The sequence below is a fragment of the Pseudomonas profundi genome, from assembly GCF_008638305.1.
Taxonomy (GTDB): Bacteria; Pseudomonadota; Gammaproteobacteria; order Pseudomonadales; family Pseudomonadaceae; genus Halopseudomonas; species Halopseudomonas profundi.
In genome coordinates, this window is record NZ_VTPZ01000005.1 from 157,288 (window position 1) to 174,397 (window position 17,110).

At 59.0% G+C, this 17,110-nt stretch carries 15 protein-coding genes; 4 read left to right on the forward strand and 11 right to left on the reverse strand.

Annotated features, from left to right (window positions below; genetic code table 11):
* Positions 1 to 28: 28 nt before the first annotated feature.
* The 10 genes from FZE95_RS08805 to FZE95_RS08850 form a co-directional block, all read right to left on the reverse strand.
* The gene (locus FZE95_RS08805) at positions 29 to 1,621 is read right to left on the reverse strand and encodes an MFS transporter (RefSeq protein WP_150300487.1); all 1,593 of its coding nucleotides are present in this window, start codon (positions 1,619 to 1,621) and stop codon (positions 29 to 31) included.
* 33 nt (positions 1,622 to 1,654) lie between these two features.
* Positions 1,655 to 2,539: a fumarylacetoacetate hydrolase family protein gene (locus tag FZE95_RS08810; protein WP_150300488.1), complete on the reverse strand. Its 885-nt coding sequence runs from the start codon at positions 2,537 to 2,539 to the stop codon at positions 1,655 to 1,657.
* Between the two features lie 2 nt (positions 2,540 to 2,541).
* Positions 2,542 to 3,483, reverse strand: coding sequence for a VOC family protein (locus FZE95_RS08815; RefSeq protein WP_150300489.1), 942 nt, complete (start codon positions 3,481 to 3,483; stop codon positions 2,542 to 2,544).
* 37 nt (positions 3,484 to 3,520) lie between these two features.
* The gene (locus FZE95_RS08820; protein WP_150300490.1) at positions 3,521 to 4,279 is read right to left on the reverse strand and encodes an SDR family NAD(P)-dependent oxidoreductase; all 759 of its coding nucleotides are present in this window, start codon (positions 4,277 to 4,279) and stop codon (positions 3,521 to 3,523) included.
* 51 nt (positions 4,280 to 4,330) lie between these two features.
* Positions 4,331 to 4,552 (reverse strand): ferredoxin, encoded by a 222-nt coding sequence (locus FZE95_RS08825; RefSeq protein ID WP_150300491.1) that lies wholly within the window; start codon positions 4,550 to 4,552, stop codon positions 4,331 to 4,333.
* Between the two features lie 236 nt (positions 4,553 to 4,788).
* The gene (locus FZE95_RS08830) at positions 4,789 to 6,246 is read right to left on the reverse strand and encodes an alpha/beta hydrolase domain-containing protein (RefSeq protein WP_218573597.1); all 1,458 of its coding nucleotides are present in this window, start codon (positions 6,244 to 6,246) and stop codon (positions 4,789 to 4,791) included.
* A gap of 139 nt (positions 6,247 to 6,385) precedes the next feature.
* On the reverse strand, positions 6,386 to 7,876 hold the full coding sequence (locus FZE95_RS08835) for an aldehyde dehydrogenase family protein (RefSeq protein WP_150300492.1): 1,491 nt from the start codon (positions 7,874 to 7,876) through the stop codon (positions 6,386 to 6,388).
* Positions 7,873 to 9,495, reverse strand: coding sequence for a GMC family oxidoreductase (locus tag FZE95_RS08840; protein ID WP_150300617.1), 1,623 nt, complete (start codon positions 9,493 to 9,495; stop codon positions 7,873 to 7,875). The genes FZE95_RS08835 and FZE95_RS08840 overlap by 4 nt, the downstream gene beginning before the upstream one ends.
* 2 nt (positions 9,496 to 9,497) lie before the next feature.
* The gene (locus tag FZE95_RS08845; RefSeq protein WP_150300493.1) at positions 9,498 to 9,737 is read right to left on the reverse strand and encodes a ferredoxin; all 240 of its coding nucleotides are present in this window, start codon (positions 9,735 to 9,737) and stop codon (positions 9,498 to 9,500) included.
* Positions 9,734 to 10,978 carry a cytochrome P450 gene (locus tag FZE95_RS08850; protein ID WP_150300494.1) on the reverse strand — a complete coding sequence of 415 codons (1,245 nt, stop codon included), beginning with the start codon at positions 10,976 to 10,978 and terminating at the stop codon, positions 9,734 to 9,736. Before FZE95_RS08850 ends, FZE95_RS08845 begins: the two co-directional genes overlap by 4 nt.
* A gap of 210 nt (positions 10,979 to 11,188) precedes the next feature.
* On the opposite strand from FZE95_RS08850, the gene FZE95_RS08855 reads away from it, so the two are divergent.
* The 4 genes from FZE95_RS08855 to FZE95_RS08870 all read left to right on the forward strand — a co-directional run bounded on the left by FZE95_RS08855 (position 11,189) and on the right by FZE95_RS08870 (position 15,181).
* Positions 11,189 to 11,806 carry a TetR/AcrR family transcriptional regulator gene (locus tag FZE95_RS08855; RefSeq protein ID WP_223825012.1) on the forward strand — a complete coding sequence of 206 codons (618 nt, stop codon included), beginning with the start codon at positions 11,189 to 11,191 and terminating at the stop codon, positions 11,804 to 11,806.
* Positions 11,807 to 12,042: 236 nt separating this feature from the next.
* On the forward strand, positions 12,043 to 13,665 hold the full coding sequence (locus tag FZE95_RS08860; RefSeq protein WP_150300495.1) for a methyl-accepting chemotaxis protein: 1,623 nt from the start codon (positions 12,043 to 12,045) through the stop codon (positions 13,663 to 13,665).
* Positions 13,666 to 13,691: 26 nt separating this feature from the next.
* Positions 13,692 to 14,762 carry a porin gene (locus FZE95_RS08865; protein ID WP_150300496.1) on the forward strand — a complete coding sequence of 357 codons (1,071 nt, stop codon included), beginning with the start codon at positions 13,692 to 13,694 and terminating at the stop codon, positions 14,760 to 14,762.
* 11 nt (positions 14,763 to 14,773) lie between these two features.
* Complete coding sequence (locus FZE95_RS08870) at positions 14,774 to 15,181, forward strand: phosphate ABC transporter substrate-binding protein (protein ID WP_150300497.1); 408 nt, start codon at positions 14,774 to 14,776, stop codon at positions 15,179 to 15,181.
* A 168-nt stretch (positions 15,182 to 15,349) separates the two neighbouring features.
* Here the strand turns inward: FZE95_RS08870 and FZE95_RS08875 are convergent, their stop codons facing one another.
* Complete coding sequence (locus FZE95_RS08875) at positions 15,350 to 16,999, reverse strand: methyl-accepting chemotaxis protein (protein WP_150300498.1); 1,650 nt, start codon at positions 16,997 to 16,999, stop codon at positions 15,350 to 15,352.
* Positions 17,000 to 17,110: the final 111 nt, after the last annotated feature.

A 17,110-nucleotide genomic window follows, 5' to 3' on the forward strand; every position in this document is an offset into this window, starting at 1 on the left:
TCAAGAATTGGATTTTTAAATCAATTTTTTACTGCCATTCGGGATCGGCATTTGGTTGGTGTATGTAGCGCCTGGTGGATGCATCCGACTCGATCAGATGCCGCCGCAGCTCTCTTTCCATAGCCTGGTCGGCCTGGGTAACTCTATCTCTTTGCCGTAGATATCCCAACCAGGACTCTACTATAAAGCGCTCCACAAAGCGGTTCGGATCAGCCAGATCACGGTAAAGCCGCCAGTTGCGCGCCCCGTTGCGACGTCGGGATTTGCCCACCGCATAAGCGCACTTGATGAATTCGCGCTGGACCCCGGCGGGCGCCCGATAACTGATCTCGACCGAAACCGGACCATCGGAGTGATTGATTTCAGCCGCTACCACCAGCTTGTCGGTCTGCGAAACGGTTCGGTAATCGGCCTCGCTACCCAGCACGAAAACCCCGTCGCGCGTGAACCATAACCCCAGAACGATACTCGCCGCAGACAATAGCAGACTGCTGGTCGTGCCCAGGTAATCCGCAACCAAGCCCCACACCGCCCCGCCAACAGCCATAGCCCCCATGTACATCAGCAAGTATACCGAAGCGACGCGCGCTCTGACCCAGTCCGCAGCGCAGGTCTGCACAATGGTAGCGACCGTGGCGTTTACCGCCATCCAGGCAATCCCCGCGATGACCAGAAGCAGCCAGACCAGCCACACGATCTCGGTCAGCGACACCGCGGCCGTGACCACAGCGAAGGCAATGGCACCCGCCACAACCACTTTGCGCAGCGCAAAGAGACGGTACACACGGGTCAGATTCACCGCTGCGATAACGGCTCCCGCGCCCAGCGCGCCCATCAACAGGCCATACCCGTCAGCGTCCATCTGGAGCTGATCCTTGGCGATCAGCGGCAATAACGCCCAGAGTGCACTGGCGCAGCTGGTAAAGATGAATACCTGCTTCAGGGAACTGATCAACGACACCGAATGGCGAATGTAGCGCAGACCACTGCGCATACCTCCCAGAAAGGTTTCGGGAGGCAGTACGTCAATGATCCGCGAAGACCGCCAGCTAATCAAAAACAGGATCACGCCCATGAAACAACAGGCGATCAACAGGAACATTGAAGCCTGGCCCGCCACTGCAATCAGTAAGCCAGCTATGGCAGGGCCCAACGCCCGAGCGACATTTGTCGAGATGGCATTGAGCGCGACCGCCGCCGGCACAATGTCACGCGGAATCAGCGTCAAGGTCACCGCCATCCACGCCGACATGCTAAGCGCGCTTCCCGTGCCCAGCAAGAACGTCAGCGACAATAGCCACCAGGCGTTCAGACCGCCGGTGGAGGCCAGCACAAACAGGATAGTGGTGGCGGTTAGCATCACCGACTGAGTGAACAGCAGCCAGTACTTGCGATTCACCAAATCGGCGATCACCCCACCGGGCAGGCCGAACAGAAACACTGGCAGCGTCATGGCGGTCTGCACCAGCGACACCATCCAGGCAGACTCGGTCAGTCCGGCCATGATCCAGGCAGCACCTACCGTCTGCATCCAGATGGCAAGGTTGATGACAGCGCCCGCGCTCCAGAACATACGAAACTGACGGTGCTTCAGCGGATACCAGGTTGCCCCTTGATTCATAGCTGCCTCTTGTCAGGGGACTGGGGCGGAAAGCTAAACAGCGGGATGACCCAGCCGCCCCGATTGTCGTGCGGTGACAAGGATGCGCTGTGGGCCCACTTCATTTCGCAGCATCCCGACGCCTTCGATGTGTGCCTCCAGTATGTCGCCAGGCTGGAGAAAACGTCCGGTCTCCAGCCCGACCCCGTGGGTCGATCCGGTGAACACCAGGTCCCCCGGCCGCAGGGTGATGCGCGCATCGAGGTAATTCAGCAGCTCATCGACCGTGAAGATCATCTCCCGGGAGTTGTCCTGCTGGCGAACCTCGCCGTTGATGGTCATGCGCATATCCAGCTGCGGCTGACCACCGCCGCCCAACTGATCAAGCGTGGCAATCCAGGGCCCGACAGGTGTCGTGCCATCCATGCCTTTCTGGGTGAACAGATCCAGCCGCCCCAGCGCACGGCCCGCATCCCGCGCGCTGATATCGTTGCCGACGGTATAACCCATCACGCAGGACGACGCTGCAACGGCGTCGCCAAGCGGCTTGCCGATTACCGCCACCAGCTCGATTTCATAATCCAGCTCCGCCGTCATCGCTGGGTAAAAAATCACGCCGTCAGGATCAACGATTGCAGAGTCCGGTTTGATATAGGCGAGGGGATGAGGAGGCGCGGCACTGCCCAAGCGAGTCAGGTGCGACAAATAATTGAGCCCGACCCCGAATATACGGGCGCCGGGCTCAACGGGCGCTACGAGGCGAAACGTATCCGGCTCGAGCGTTGTGGCCGACAGATCGAGCGCCGAGAGACTGCCGGCGCTGATCTCTCCGGCCCAATGGGAGAACGGGGCATTGATGCGCTGGCCGGTGCCGTTATCAGGATGCAACAGAACCCAGAATCGCGCTCCCGCCGCATCTTCTACCCGAGCCAGGCGCATTTCTAGCCCTTCTTGGCGGTGAATTCCGGATCGCCAACCTCTTCCGGGGTTTTGACGCTAGGCCCCAGAATCGGGCCCACCAGCTCGTGGCCCCACACACTCATCTTCTCCGGATTCAGCTCGAACCCATCGTCATGCCATGGCTCACTTTCAGCGATGCACTCAAAGGCGAAGCCTGACGGATTGAAGTGATAGAACGAAACATGTGGGTCCTGGGAATGCTGACCCAGCGTCATCATCATCTGCAGCTCGCGCTTCTTCACGATATCGTAGGTCTCGCCCACATCGCGCAGGCTGCCGACGAACATGCCGACGTGTTGAATCCCCATACGGCCCGGAGCGTGTCCATAGGCGATGTCGTGGCTGGTGGAGGTGTTGAGCTTGGAACGGAAAAAGCCGGTCTTGCCCTTGCCCGCGCCCGAACCGTACCAGTGAAATCCCATGATATTAATGAGGAAATGTTCCAGTTCCGGCGGAAACTCGGGAGTCATCAGCACCACATGGCCAAGGCCTCTCTTGTCAGCCAGGTAGCCGCCATGACGGCGCCCAGGCACAAAGGAATCGGGAAGCCATTTCTGCCCGTAGAACAGCTCATGCCGAAAGCCGACCGGGTCAAAGAAGCGGATCAGCTCTTTGACACCGCGCTTCTCGCACAACTCCGCATCGCCGACGGTAAACTCCACGCCAGCATCGGTAAACGTCTGGCAGGCTGCCTTGAATTCCATCCGCCCTTTGGCTTCCCAACCAAGGTAAGCCAGCCGGTCAACCTTGCCAGGGTGGAAAGCAAAACGGTGGCGACGATCATCGATACGGAAATACAGCGAGTCCGGATCGTTTTCCGGATTCTTACCTATCGCAAAACCCATTACCGACGGGCCATAGTCGCGCCAGGCCTCGAGGTCAGTGGCTTCAAAGCCCATGTAACCCAGTCCAATAATATCCATCTGCTTCTCCTCGTTCTATCAGATGTCGGTGGATGGCTTATATAGCCAGCAATCCACCATCAATGACGATATCCGATCCGGTGATGAAGGAAGCCTCATCGGATGCCAGGTAAACGGCCAGCGAGACAACCTCTTCTGGTTGTCCGGGTCTGTCCATCAACACGCCATCGAGCAGCGCCGCACGCGCTGCCGGGTTTTCCATGAACGCGGCGGTACCCGGCGTGGCGACAAAACCAGGACTGATGCTGACCGCACGAATTCCCGCAGGCGCGCCTTCGACGGCGAGTTGGCGGGTAAAGGAAACCACGGCCCCCTTGGCTGCCGAATGCGCCGAGATACCGGCTACTTTGGAACCACCCCAAGCAGCGGTGGACGACACATTCAGAATCATTCCCTTGCGTTCAGCCAGATGATTCCAGGCGTATTTGGTGGTGTAGAAGATCAGGTCCACTTCATTGCGAATAGTGAAGTGCCAGTCTTCGATGGTCATATCCTGTACCGGCGCAAAGCGTGCGGCAGATGCGTTGTTATACAGAACATCAATCCGGCCATGTTCGGCTACGGCAGACTCGACCCAGGCCTTGGCCTGCTCATGGTCGCCGAGGTCGACCGGTGCGTACCCGTAAAGGGTGAACCCTTCCTGGGACAGCAGTTCAGCCGTCACCTTGTTTTCAGCTTCGTTGGTATCACAGCCAACCACGATCGCACCTTCGCGGGCAAACCGCAGCGCTGCAACCCTGCCTTGCCCACCGCCCGTTCCGGTGATGAGCGCAACCTTGCCTTCCAGACGTCCCATAGCGATCTACCTCGTCAAAAATATTTTATTATCTGCTAGCGAGTGCGATGCTCAGGGTTTGATTTCTTCCAGCCAGATGGCCTCGGCAGGGCAGGCTTCGGCACCTTCACGCGCGGCCTCTTCCAGTTCGGGCGTCACTTTGTCATCCTCAAAGTAGACCAGCCCATCAGCATCGAGCTTGTAAACTTCTGGACAGATCGAAGCGCACAAGCCATAACCACAGCAGCGACCGCGATCAGCAACAGCACGGAAAACAACCTTATCTGAACTCATACTCTTATCCTCTTTGTCAGGCTCAGCTATAGGACGATAATGAACAAAAAATTCATTTTTGTAAATTTTTAGTTAATGAATCGCCATTATTGCCCCTTTGGTCAGGGGGCCGCATCACAACACCTGAGCCCACTCAAGGAATAACTCTTTTAAAATCAGTTGGTAAACTACCGAAGCGCCTCCGTCACGGCAATATTACGTATACATACATAAAGTCATTTTATGTTCAACTTATCTCAAGGCAGAATCTGCACCCGGGCTGCTGCATCGATAAGTGCTTGCCCATCCACAGGACGAATATGACCCCTTTCCACTGCCGCCTCGGTAGCCACAGTCCACGCCGTTACGAATGCTTGCTGCGTCGGGTACAAGGTGTCGAGCTCACCCGCGCTGAGCGGCTCGGTAGTTCCAAATAGCAGGCAAAAGCCTTCACCTCCGGTGTTACCCGTGCCGCTCAATTTCGCTAGCGGCACGTCGACAAAGGGTGTGCGGATGCCACCCTGGGCATTGCCCTGTGCATCTCGCACATAGACAGGGCTGTAGGGCGTAAAATCGGTAGCCTGCAGGGTTTCTGCCGAGGCCGGTGGCGTACCGGTTGTAACCCATTCATTGAGCGCATGCACCGCAGCGCTCAGCACGAAACTCATCGGACCGGCATTGATTGGTTTGTCGCAGTTGATGAAACCGAACACCGTGCTCGGCGGATCCAGCAATGCTTCAAGGGCGAGTACCGCGCCCTCTCCATCCCCCGTGTCAATCAATCCGATGCCGCCGCCATACACGTCAAAGTGTGCCGTTCCGGCAACTTCCCAGAGCCGGTACGTGGAAGTATCGGCCTGCCGCGTCGCCTCGTTGACATCGGTTTCGGTCTGGAACATCAGGACCGGTACGCCGAGGTCCGAGCGAATTTCCGTCGAGCCGGAGACGTCATCGGCCGTGGCCAAAGGCGCGGCATTGGCCAGGCGGCTTTGCAGCAGGTAGCCATCATAGACAGTCACCAGCGGGTGGACGGCGTTAGCATAGGTAACCAGTCGATAGGCGGATTGCGACTCACCTGCCGCCAACACCCGCTTGGGTTGCAGCCCATTCAGCAGAATATCGGCATGATCCCGCACAGCCTGCCCAGCTTGCGAGAAGATGTCGTAGGAATAATTGTCTCCGGGGTGCAGCAGGCTGGTGTATCGCTCGGGATCCATCGTTTTGGTACTGGCCACCCCTGCTGCCTGCGCGGACAGGCTGATCAGTGCATAGCCTTCACGGATCAACTCGTTGTGCGTATAGGTCCAGACCGGGCTTGAATCGCTGCCGCTGGTAACGTTCATCCACTCGACGATAACCGTGCCATTGAACGCTTCGGCATCCAGTGGCTGGTGAACAACCGCCCGCGTGGCATAAGCCGCGCTGTCGTCCCTTTCAACGTCCCACTGCCCATCCGTACCGAGTGACTGGTCACCCTTTGGCAGGTAAGAAACAGCAGTCCCAGAAAGGATGAATTCCTTTTCGCTGTAGCCAACGCTTTCCATCGCAAACTGCAGGTCTGCGGCCAAGGCCGCCTGCCCCGCACCATCGGTAGCCGCTTCAATATGCGGCACTTCCGCGTGAAGATCGTCCTCCTTGCTGTCACTGTCGTCATCATTGCAGCCACCCAAAGCCAGGGCCGCTGCAAGCAGGCCTGCGCCGAATGCTTTATGCATGGTGTCTCCTACGAACTTTGTTGTAGTTGTTGTACACAGCCCGCCCTGACTCCGTCGGTCGACGCTCGACGCTCGACTCTCGACTCTCGACTCTCGACTCTCGACTCTCGACTCTCGACTCTCGACTCTCGTCGAGTGTTCAGCGCCCGATGGGATAGATAATGGATTTTTCTTCAGTGAATTCATTGAGCCAGTCAGGTCCGAACTCACGACCTATACCCGAGCGCTTGAAGCCGCCAATAGGTGCGTAGGGCATGGTTCCGCCACCCCCGTTGAGGTAGACGCTGCCGGCACGGATGCGCTTGGCCATCTTGTACGCAACGGCGGCATCGGCGGTCATTACGCCGCCGTTGAGCCCAAAGCGTGAATCATTGGCAATGGCAACAGCCTCTTCGTCGGTGTCGAAACCGATCACTACGCCAACCGGACCGAATATCTCTTCCTGGGCGATGGTCATGTCATTGCTGACGTCATCAAATAGCGTGATGTCGACAAAAAAGCCTTTCTCCTGGCCGGCCGGACGGCCGCCTCCGCATACCAGCTTCGCGCCTTGCTCAAGCCCGCTGGCGATCAAGCCTTCGACTTTGGCCCGCTGCGACTCGCGAATGAGCGGCCCCATCATCACGCTCGGGTCCGACGGGTCACCCACCTTGAACTGGCCGGCAATGGCTCGGGCACATTGCACAAACTGCTCGCGGACCGAGTTGTGCACCACGAAACGCGTCAGTAGCGCACAGCCTTGCCCGGCATTGATCATCAGTCCGGCGATGGCGCCCATGGCGGCCGCCTGAATGTCGGCATCGGCGCGCACGATCAGCGCGGATTTGCCGCCCAGCTCCAGGTGCACCCGCTTCAGGGTGGCCGCTGCCTGGGTCATGATGCTGATGCCGACCGTCTCCGAGCCGGTAAACGACACCATATCCACCCGCGGATCGCTGCTCAGCAGGCTGCCCACCCCGACACCGCCGGTGACGATATTCAAGACGCCTTTGGGCAAGCCGATTTCCTCAGCAATCTCGCCGAACAACAGGGCCGAGTACGGCGTAAAGGGCGATGGCTTGAGCACCAGGGTGTTGCCTGCCAGCAGAGCCGGAAAGACCTTGGCCAGATTCAGCAGGAAGGGGAAATTGTAGCCAGTGATACCCGACACCACGCCCACGGGTTCGCGCTCGATGCTGCCGCTGCCCAGGATCATCGGGCCGCCGGGGTTCATCGGATTGGGTACCGCTTCGACCGGGATCTGCCGGGCCTCGGTCACCAGGGAACGATCGATAGCCTTCAGAACATGCCCCAGCGGCATATCCACCTGCATGGCCTGGGTGACCATTTGCGAACAGCCGACCTCGGCTACGATAAGCGCAGCGATCTGTTCCCGCCGACTTACCAGTGCAGCGTGCATGCGGCGCATGTAATCAGCCCGCTCGGCCATGCTCAGCCACGGCCACGGGCCTTGATCGAAGGCCTCGCGGGCGGCAGCAATTGCCGCCTCGGCAGCGGCCACGCCACCCACCGGCGCATGGCCAATCACCTCTTCGGTGGCTGGATTGATGATCGCTTCAGCGCCTTCGCTACCCGCTTCCCAACGGCCGTTTATGTAGAGTTTGTTCAGGTGGGTAAAAGGAATAGTCATGCTGCGTTCGCTCCTTGCTGATTCGCACCAGCGATGATTTCCGCCGCGCGCATGGCAATGGCCATGGCCGGCGCGTTGGTGTTGCCCGATACCAGCGTGGGCATGATCGATGTATCAATCACGCGCAAACCTTCAACCCCGCGCACTTTGAGCTCAGGGTCCAGCACAGCGTGCTCGTCAGTGCCCATGCGGCAGGTGCCTGCCACGTGAAACGCGGTCTGGCCAAAGCGGCGAAAGGCGGCAAGCATTTCGTCGTCACTCTGCACCTGGGGACCGGGGGTCAGTTCTTCAACCAGGAAAGGCTTGAGCGACGGTTGCGCCGCCAGCTTGCGGATCCACTTCAGCAACGCAATTGCCGCCGTCTGGTCCGCTTCGGCGCTGAGGTAATTGGCGACAATTCTTGGCGGCACCGCCGGGTCGGCCGACTCAATGCGTATCTCGCCCTGGCTCTGCGGGTGCATGAAATACCCGCCGAGGGTTATCCCCGGCTGTTTATCAATCGCCACGGTCTTGCCGTCGCCATCCATTGAGAACAGGCTCACCCCGATCTGCGCATCAGGACGCTCCAGTTCAGGCCGGGTTTTTACGAAGCCCCCTGCTTCGTGTGCAGCGTGGGTCATGGGGCCTTTCTTGCCGACAAAGTAACTCAGCACCGAGCGGGCAAGCCCCAATCCGGCGAAGCAATGGTTGAAGCTGCCCCGGGTGACCCGGAACTGCGCGGCTATATAAACGTGCTCACGCAGATTGCGCCCCACATCCGGGGCGTTCTGGATGACCGGGATCCCCAGCGATTGCAGCAAGTGGGCAGGGCCTATGCCGGACAGCTGCAGTAATTTCGGCGACTCGATTGCGCCGGCACAAAGCAGCACTTCACGCTGGCAACGGATGCGTCGCTCGCCTTCCTTGCCACGCACCTGGACCGCGATGGCGCGGCGCCCCTCAAACTCGATGCGTTGTACATGGGTGCCCGTCATCACAGTCAGATTGGGACGCGTACGCACCGGATCGAGAAACGCCTTCGCTGCGCTGAAGCGCTGCCCCTTCCAGGTGGTTTGCGGCTGATAACCGAACCCGCCTTGCGTCACCGAATCCACATGGTTGGTATCCGCGACGGTCGCCGTACCGATATGTGCGGCAGCGTCGATGATGGCATCGCACAACTCATCGCCCGAGGGGTGCACAGTTACCTTCAGTGGTCCGCCCACACCCCGCCACTCGGAGCTGCCAAGCTGGTGATCTTCCATGGCGACAAACTGCCGGCCCATATCCTGCCAACCCCAACCGGTACATCCCTGCGCCTCCCAGGCGTCGTAATCGGCGGGTGCGCCACGCACGTAAACCATCCCATTCACCGAACTGGAGCCGCCAATGGCCTTGCCCTTCAGCCATAGTTCCGTGGCCATGCCCTCTCCCCGCGAGGCCTGATAATCCCAAACGTGCGGGTTGCCGGGCATGAGCAGCTTGCCTATGCCTCGCGGCATGGCAATCAAAGGGCTGGTGTGCTCCGGACCGCTCTCGATCAGCAACACCGAGACACTGGGGTCGGTCGAGAGCCGGTTCGCCATTACGCAGCCGGCAGACCCCGCCCCAACGATGATGTAGTCGTAGCTTTGTTTCATGTTCATTGTTTTTGTCCTTTATTCAGCCCATTGCCTGGGGGGTTTGCAGGTTCATCCACGATGTGGATCACCCGCTCGGGGCAAGCCCTGGCGCCGCGCCGGGCAAGGGCCTGCTGCCCGACCTCGACGTCGAAGCCAGCGGTACTGATGTAGCCGTTGTCATCGAGCTCATAAAGCCCCGGCGCGACCTCATTGCAGCGCGCGTGTCCGGCACAGGCCTTGTTGTCGATGATAATTTTCATCTGGTTTCCTCCACATCCCATTCCAGATGCAGCTCTTCCATCCCGAATATGCCGAAGGCGTTGAAACGCGGCGTGGTACCGGTTGCGATGCGGAACGGTGGCACCTTGGTCAGCCAGAGTTCTAGCGCAATACGCAGTTCGCGACGGGCCAGGTGCGACCCTACACAGCGGTGCACGCCATAAGAGAAGGCCATGTGTGGTGCATGCCCAGCGCTACGCAGGAAGTCGACCTTTTCCGGCTGGTCGAACACTTCAGGATCGAGGTTGGCCAACTCGGTACTGATCAGCACAATGTCGCCCTTTTTCATCGTCGCCTCGCCGATCTGCACATCCCGGGTCACGGTACGGCGCATATTGACGATGGAATAGGAACGCAGCATCTCTTCCACCGCATCCGGGATCAGCGACGGGTCGGCGCGCAGTTGCGCCTGCTGCTCTGGATTGCGCGCCAGATGGCGAAAGAACAGTCCGATCGTTGAGGTAACGGTATCCAGCCCACCGATAAATATCAGAAAGTTGATGCCGAGCATTTCGTCATCGGTCAGCGGCCGGCCGTCAATCTGACTAGCCAGCAGGTAGCTGGTGAAATCATCGCCGGGATTGGCCCGGCATTCGGCGATGCGTGCCCGAATCCAACCAGTAATTTCGCGTGCATTGTCCGTCACCACCTGGGGATCCGAGCTCTTGATCAGCGTCTGGGTCCAGTGTTGAAACAGCGGTCGGTCCGCCAGCGGCCAGCCCATCAGCTTGAGAAAAATCAACGTCGGGAACGGCTTGGCGAAGTCTTCATTAAAGTCGCAGCGCCCTGTCTGAGCGATGTCGTCTATAAGCTGGGTAGCCAACTGGCGGATATCCTCTTCCAACGCATTGACTTTTTTTGGCGTGAACAGAGGATTCAACAGGGCGCGGTACTTGGCATGAACCGGCGGGTCGACTTCAAGCGGCGCCAGGCGCCAGCTTTCGCCCAGCAGCATGGGATACGGCGTCAAGCCAGCGCTGCTAAAGGTCTCGGGATCCTGGAGGATGCGCCGCAGATCCTTTGAACGACGCGGAATCCAGGTGCCCGGCAGAAATCCCAGGCTCGGCACCCAGAAGATGGGTGGCATGCTCTCATGCAACTTGGCGGCCCAGGCATAGGCGTTTTCGCCCTGCGCGGTAAGCGCAGCCCAAAGGTCGAAATCCTGGACCAGATGAGCAGGCACATTGGACGGTATCGCATTGGTCACGCTATCGGTATTCATTATTATTGTCCGGTTTTTATTGCTGACGCAGATGAGTGTAGAGCCGCACCAATTTGCGCCACAACAGACGGAATCCCACATCCGTTCGATTTCTAATACAGAATCCGCAATAGGGTTTAACTTGCCCGGCCCACGCTGCCTGTGTCAGTCTCGGACCTGAGCCTCATCTCGCGAGACCCTCTCGCTTAAGAGACCAGCAGGAACGCGCCTTTGCCAGCCCCCCCGGAACACAGCAACGATGAAGATCCAATCGGTGATCGCCACAAGGCGAGAGCCCGGCGCACCCGGGAGCGGCTACTCGATACCATGTACCGACTGGCACTGGAAAAGGACTTCAGAGATATAACCGTGCAGGAGTTGTTCGAGCGCGCCGGAGTTGCGCGATCAACCTTCTACGCTCACTTCCGTGACAAGGAAGACCTTCTGGTTGCCGGTTACGAGAGCATCGGCACGCCGCCTACCCGGGTGGTCGATGTATCAGGACATAAGCGCGTTGTACTGGATGCATCGACCTGGCTGTTCATAGCCACCGAGCGGCATGCCTCCCTCACCACCTCGTTTTTCAACAGCCCTTCCCAGTCCGTCATCCTCGCTCACCTGGAAAGCATCCTCCTCATTCAGGTTCGCGAACATTACCGCAAGCAAGGCTTTTACCAAGCGGACGAGCTACGCGGCGAAGTGGCAGTGCGCTGCTTTGTGGGCGCGCTCATCGGGCTCTGGTTATGGTGGGTGCGTCACGACTATCCCTACCCGGCCAGCGAGATGACCGAGGCATTCGACGCGCTCATGAACAACGGCACCTGGCCCTCACCCATCGACGCCTCCTGACCACGCCTTCTAACTACGCTGCCGATCACACCTGGTCTGCCGACGCACCGTGACTGAAGGCAGGATTTTTCCCTGCCCAGTTCAGATCATTCCCTCCCTGCGACTACAAATCGTTACACAGCGCTAAAGTCCTGCCCTTTTCGGCCGAAAACCCCGACAGCTTAGTGAACATTTTTCCAGTTACTGTTCAATTTCACTTCAGCTTCGTTAGTTCGCATCTCACCTGGGGGCCGGAAATGCTCAAGAATCTGTCACTGAATCTCAAACTGGCCATGCCGCCAGCCGTCGCCATGCTCGGCCTCGTTCTATATGTCGCTTACACGTCGCTGCAATTGTCCGCCACCGATAATCGACTGGAATCGCTGGAGTCCCAAAGCTACCCCACGCTGGAAAAGGCCGATGCGGTGATCTTCCAGTTTTCGCGCCTGCCCGGCTTGCTCAACAACGCTGTTGCAGCCGGTGAGCAAACGATTCTCGGCGAAGCGCGCGAGGTTCTCCAGGAGATCGCTACCCAACAGGCGGCGCTCGCGAATTTGCTGCAAAACCAGCCACAGCGCCTCCAGGATCTGCAGGCCTGGCGCCAGGCCGTGCTGACCTATTCTGGCAACGCTCTCAGCGCGTCGGACCAATTAATCAGCGGCAGCGCCTCCTTTGATGACCTGCGCTCCAGCCTTGACCGGATGGCCTCCGATCTCGCGCAAACCCAGAAGCTCGCCGCCGCGTTCCGCAGCAATGCCTATCAGGACTTCGAACGAACGCTAGCGGAAACTCGCGAGAACAATGCCGAGACCACCCGTCTGGGTATCATCCTCAGCTTGGGCTTGCTGGTGCTGGTGTCGCTGGCTGCCTGGACGGTGATCCGCAGCGTGATGACAAATGTCCGCGGCGTCATCGAGTCGCTGCAGGCCATCGCCAGCGGGGACGGTGATCTGACGCGCCGCGTCAATGTCGAAGCGCACGACGAAATTGGCGCCATGATCCATCTCTTCAACGGCTTCCTCGACACCTTGCAGGGCACCATGCGCCAGGTGATCGAGGCGGCCAGCCCGCTGGGGCACGTCTCCAATGAGCTATACCGGCTGACCCAGGGCTCCGAGGAAAGCGCCAAGTCCCAGCAGCATCACACCAACTCCATCAGCCGCGACATTCTCACCATGACCGACCGCATTCAGGAGGTAGCGCGGCGCTCGAAACAGGCATCCGAAGAAGCCGGTTCCGCGTCCAGTCAGGCCGTTACGGCGCGCAAACATATCGGCGATCTGTCGACCAGCGTCAGCGACCTGGGCAGCAGCGTTATGAGCGCGGTGCAGGCCATGCAGCAGTTGGAAAAGGAAACCCAGGAAGTGGGCTCGGTGCTGACGGTCATTCGCAGCATCGCCGAACAGACCAACCTCCTCGCACTCAACGCCGCGATAGAAGCCGCCCGTGCCGGTGAGCAGGGTCGCGGTTTCGCTGTGGTCGCCGATGAAGTGCGCAACCTGGCGCAGAAGACAGCCGTGTCGACGGCAGAAATCCAACAGATCATTCAGCGCCTGCAAAGCAGCGCCAACACCGTGCTGAACGTCATGCACAACAACGGCGAGAAGTCCCGGGAAAGCATCGAGCGTTCGGTCGAAGCCACACAACTGCTCGAGACCATCGCCCGCACCGTCATCCAGATTGACGAACTCAACGCCGGGATTGCCCAGTTCACCCAGGAGCAGATCGGGCTGTCGAGTTCCATCCAGCAAGAAACCCAAGTGTTGCAGCAGGACGCACAAGCAACCGCGCACGGCGCCGGGGCCACCGCCCGCCTTGGCGAGCAGTTGGTCGGAGCAGGGGACAATCTGCGTTCGGCCACCGCACAATTTCGCACATAACACTACTACTCGGAGCTTGAAGAACCATGAACAAACGCAACCTACTCGGCCTGGCCGTCTGCCTGGCCGTCTGCCTGGCAAGCACCTCCGCCATGGCATTGGAGCCGGCAGAATATCGTTTTAATGGATTCGGTACCGCAGCCATTACACACCTCGGTGGAGCCGACGATGCCAAGGGCTACGGCATTCAGGGCCAGACCACAGACGCCTGGCGCGGCGACCAGCTATCGAAACTGGGCGGCCAGCTCTCCTACGGTTTAGCCGACCGGCTCAGCGCAACCATCCAGACGGTGGCCAAGGCTGACCAGGACCAGTGGAACCTGGAAGTTGAATGGGCCTATCTGGCCTACCAGGCGAACGACCAGTTGACTCTGCGTGCAGGCCGCCTGCGTCCTGGCGCGTTCATGTTCTCCGAGACGCTTGATGTGGGTTACGCCTACCCCTGGCTACGCCTGCCTGATGAAGTCTATAGCCAGATGCCGGTCAGCAACTACGAGGGCGTCGATGCTCTGTACAGCTTGCCCGTTTCCTTTGGCACGCTGAACTTCCAGGCCAGTTACGGCCAGGCGACGGACCGGGAGGTATTCATTCACAACCTGGACGGCCCGCTGGACGTGGATTACAAGGACGTGGTTACCGGCAGCGTAAGCCTGGCAACCATGAACCTTGGCACGCTGCGTTACAGCTATACCGAGTCCGACCTGGATCTCGAGATGTTCGGCAAGTTCAAAGGCAAGTTCGAATCCCTGGGTCACCAGTATGACAACGGCAGCTGGCTGACCAACGCTGAAGCGATCAAACGTCAGAGTCCGCTCGGCACCATTGAGTCCTTCTACGTCATGGCTGGACACCGCTTTGGTGACTACCTGCCGCATGTAACCTATTCTCAGCGGGATGAGAAGGGTGAGCCAGGCCGTCAGTCTTCCTGGGCCTATGGCTTGAATTACAGCCTCACCCCCAGCGTGACGCTGAAGGGCGAGTACAAGCGTGTGGAATCGACTCGAGGCTTCAGCGGTGGTTTCGTGCCGGACTTCAGCGTCGTCGAGCGTACCTTCGACGGTGACATCCTGAGCATCGGCGCTGACTTCATATTCTAAGGAGAAGTAGAATGAATCTTTTCATGCACAGAACGTTCGCCATCGCCATGCTGAGTCTGACCGCAACGCTGGTGCAGGCCGAGGTGGCCGTCATCGTTAACCCAAGCGCCGCCAACACGCCTTCCCAGGCTGAAGTGGCCAACATTTTTCTGGGCAAGGACAAGTCGCTGTCAGGTGTCGACCAGAAAGACTGGAACCCGACCAAGGACAAGTTCTACACATCGGTAGCCAACAAGAACGAGTCGCAGCTCAAATCGTATTGGTCTGGCTTGATCTTTACCGGCAAAGGCCAGCCGCTTCCCAGCGTCGGTGACGACACCGCCGTGCTGGCAAAGGTAGCGGCGGAAGCCGACGCCATCGGCTATGTGAACAGTTCAGTAGTGACCGATCAGGTCAAGGTGCTTTTCACCCTGCCGTAACGCCGACCCAGGCGAGGGAGTCGAGAACGCGCAACGCCCGCTCTCGACTCCGTCGCCATGGGCGAAAGCATGGGAGGGCAGCGCCAGCAGAACCAAAGCGACGAACAGCGATAACAAGGCACGACAAACGTGATGCATGCCCCCCCTGAAGCTGGCAATACCGTTTTTTCACGTCCGGAAATGGCTGACCGACATTTTTAACTCCCCGGCCAGTTCCCGTAGAGACCCTACCGCCGACGTGACCTGATGTGAAACCATGTCGCCCTCCTCCGCCATTTTGGCGATGCGTTCGATACCCAGCGAAATATCTTTCCCGCCCTCATTCTGAACCTGCACGGCCGACGCGATTTCGCTTACGCCCGAGGTCGATGCACCCACCAGCCTGGCAGCTTCGGACAACACGCTTACGAGCTCCTCAAGCAGCTTCTGGCTGCTGTCCAGCGCGGCAGCCCCTTCATCAAGCACACTGGCAACGCTGTTGGACTGGCTTTCCAGCCCGTGCGTCAGGTCGTTGATCGAATTGGCCGCCGTGGCGGAGCGCTGGGCGAGGTTGCGCACTTCATCAGCGACCACGCTGAATCCGCGGCCGCTTTCGCCTGCGCGGGCAGCTTCGATAGCGGCGTTGAGGGCCAACAGATTGGTTTGTGCTGAAAGTTCCTTTACCTGGTTGATGCTGGCGGCGATGGCGGTGGTGCTGGCGACGAAATCACCGACTGAGGCAGTAATTGCGGAAAAGGCATCGCGCACGCGGCATATTTCGTCCAGCAGTCTGGTCAATGCGGACTGACCGGCCTGGGCCCCCCGCAAGCTGTCTTCCGCCGAGGAACGCAGCGCGTCCGCATGGGTGGAAATGGAGGCAATACCGCCGCTCATCTGCTCGACCGTAGTCGCCGCCTGGGTCGCTGCACTGGCTTGCTCATTAGCCCCTTGCGCCACCTGATTGGAGGTAGCCACCAACTCATCGGCGGACGCGCCAACCGAGCCGGCTACCCGGGTTACCTGTCGCACAGCCGACTGCAAGCTATCTATAAGCACGTTAAAGGCGATTGCAGTCTGGGCAATTTCATCTCGTCCGATCACCTGCACCCGATGGGTCAGATCGCCATCGCGCAGCTTCACCGCAGCCTGCTCAATCGCCTTTATCGACCTGAGTATCTGATGTCGCATCAGCAAACCTACAATCAAGCCTAACGCGATGGCTACAAAGACGGCGATTACCAACGCTTCGGTTACCGACGTGGCGGTCTCGTTGGCCCCCTCAAAGGACACACCGGACAGTTCCTGTTGCAGTGTCATGAACTGCGCCAGCAACCCGAGCACACGGTTATATTCAGCACGCACGTATCCCAGCTGCGAGGGTGCCATATAGGGGTTGGTTAGCGCGGCTTCAGCCAGATCATCCACCCCTTGGGCGAATGCCTTGGCCTGTTCGCCGAAGGTCTGGAAGGTCTGTCGTTCCTCCTCGCTCAGATCGGCGGTATGGGCCAGCCCTGCCTCGATACCTGCCAGCATATCCCGCACACTGGCCTGCATATCCTCCACGTAGAACTGCATGTCTTCCTTGGATACTTTGCCCTCGGCTTGAATAAGCTGCACTACTGCGGCGTAGGATCCGACCATTGCGGCTTGTGATGCCGATGAGATTTCCAGCGCTCGCTGATACTGACTGAAGCGGACCTGCTCAATCTGGTGAAGCACGGTCTGCTGGCGATTCAACCCGTAATAGGCTACCGCTGACACGACGGCCAGCAGGAGCACGATGAGCGCAGGAGCAAACATGAGCTTTGCACCCATGGAAAAACGGCTGAGCCATGGCATAGTTATCCCTCGTCTTTTTTATTGTTGTCGTGTGCATGGAACAGTCCCTTGGTCTGGACAATCCTGTCCCCATGCAATATTCTGACTTCAGTATATAGTTCTGAATCCAGA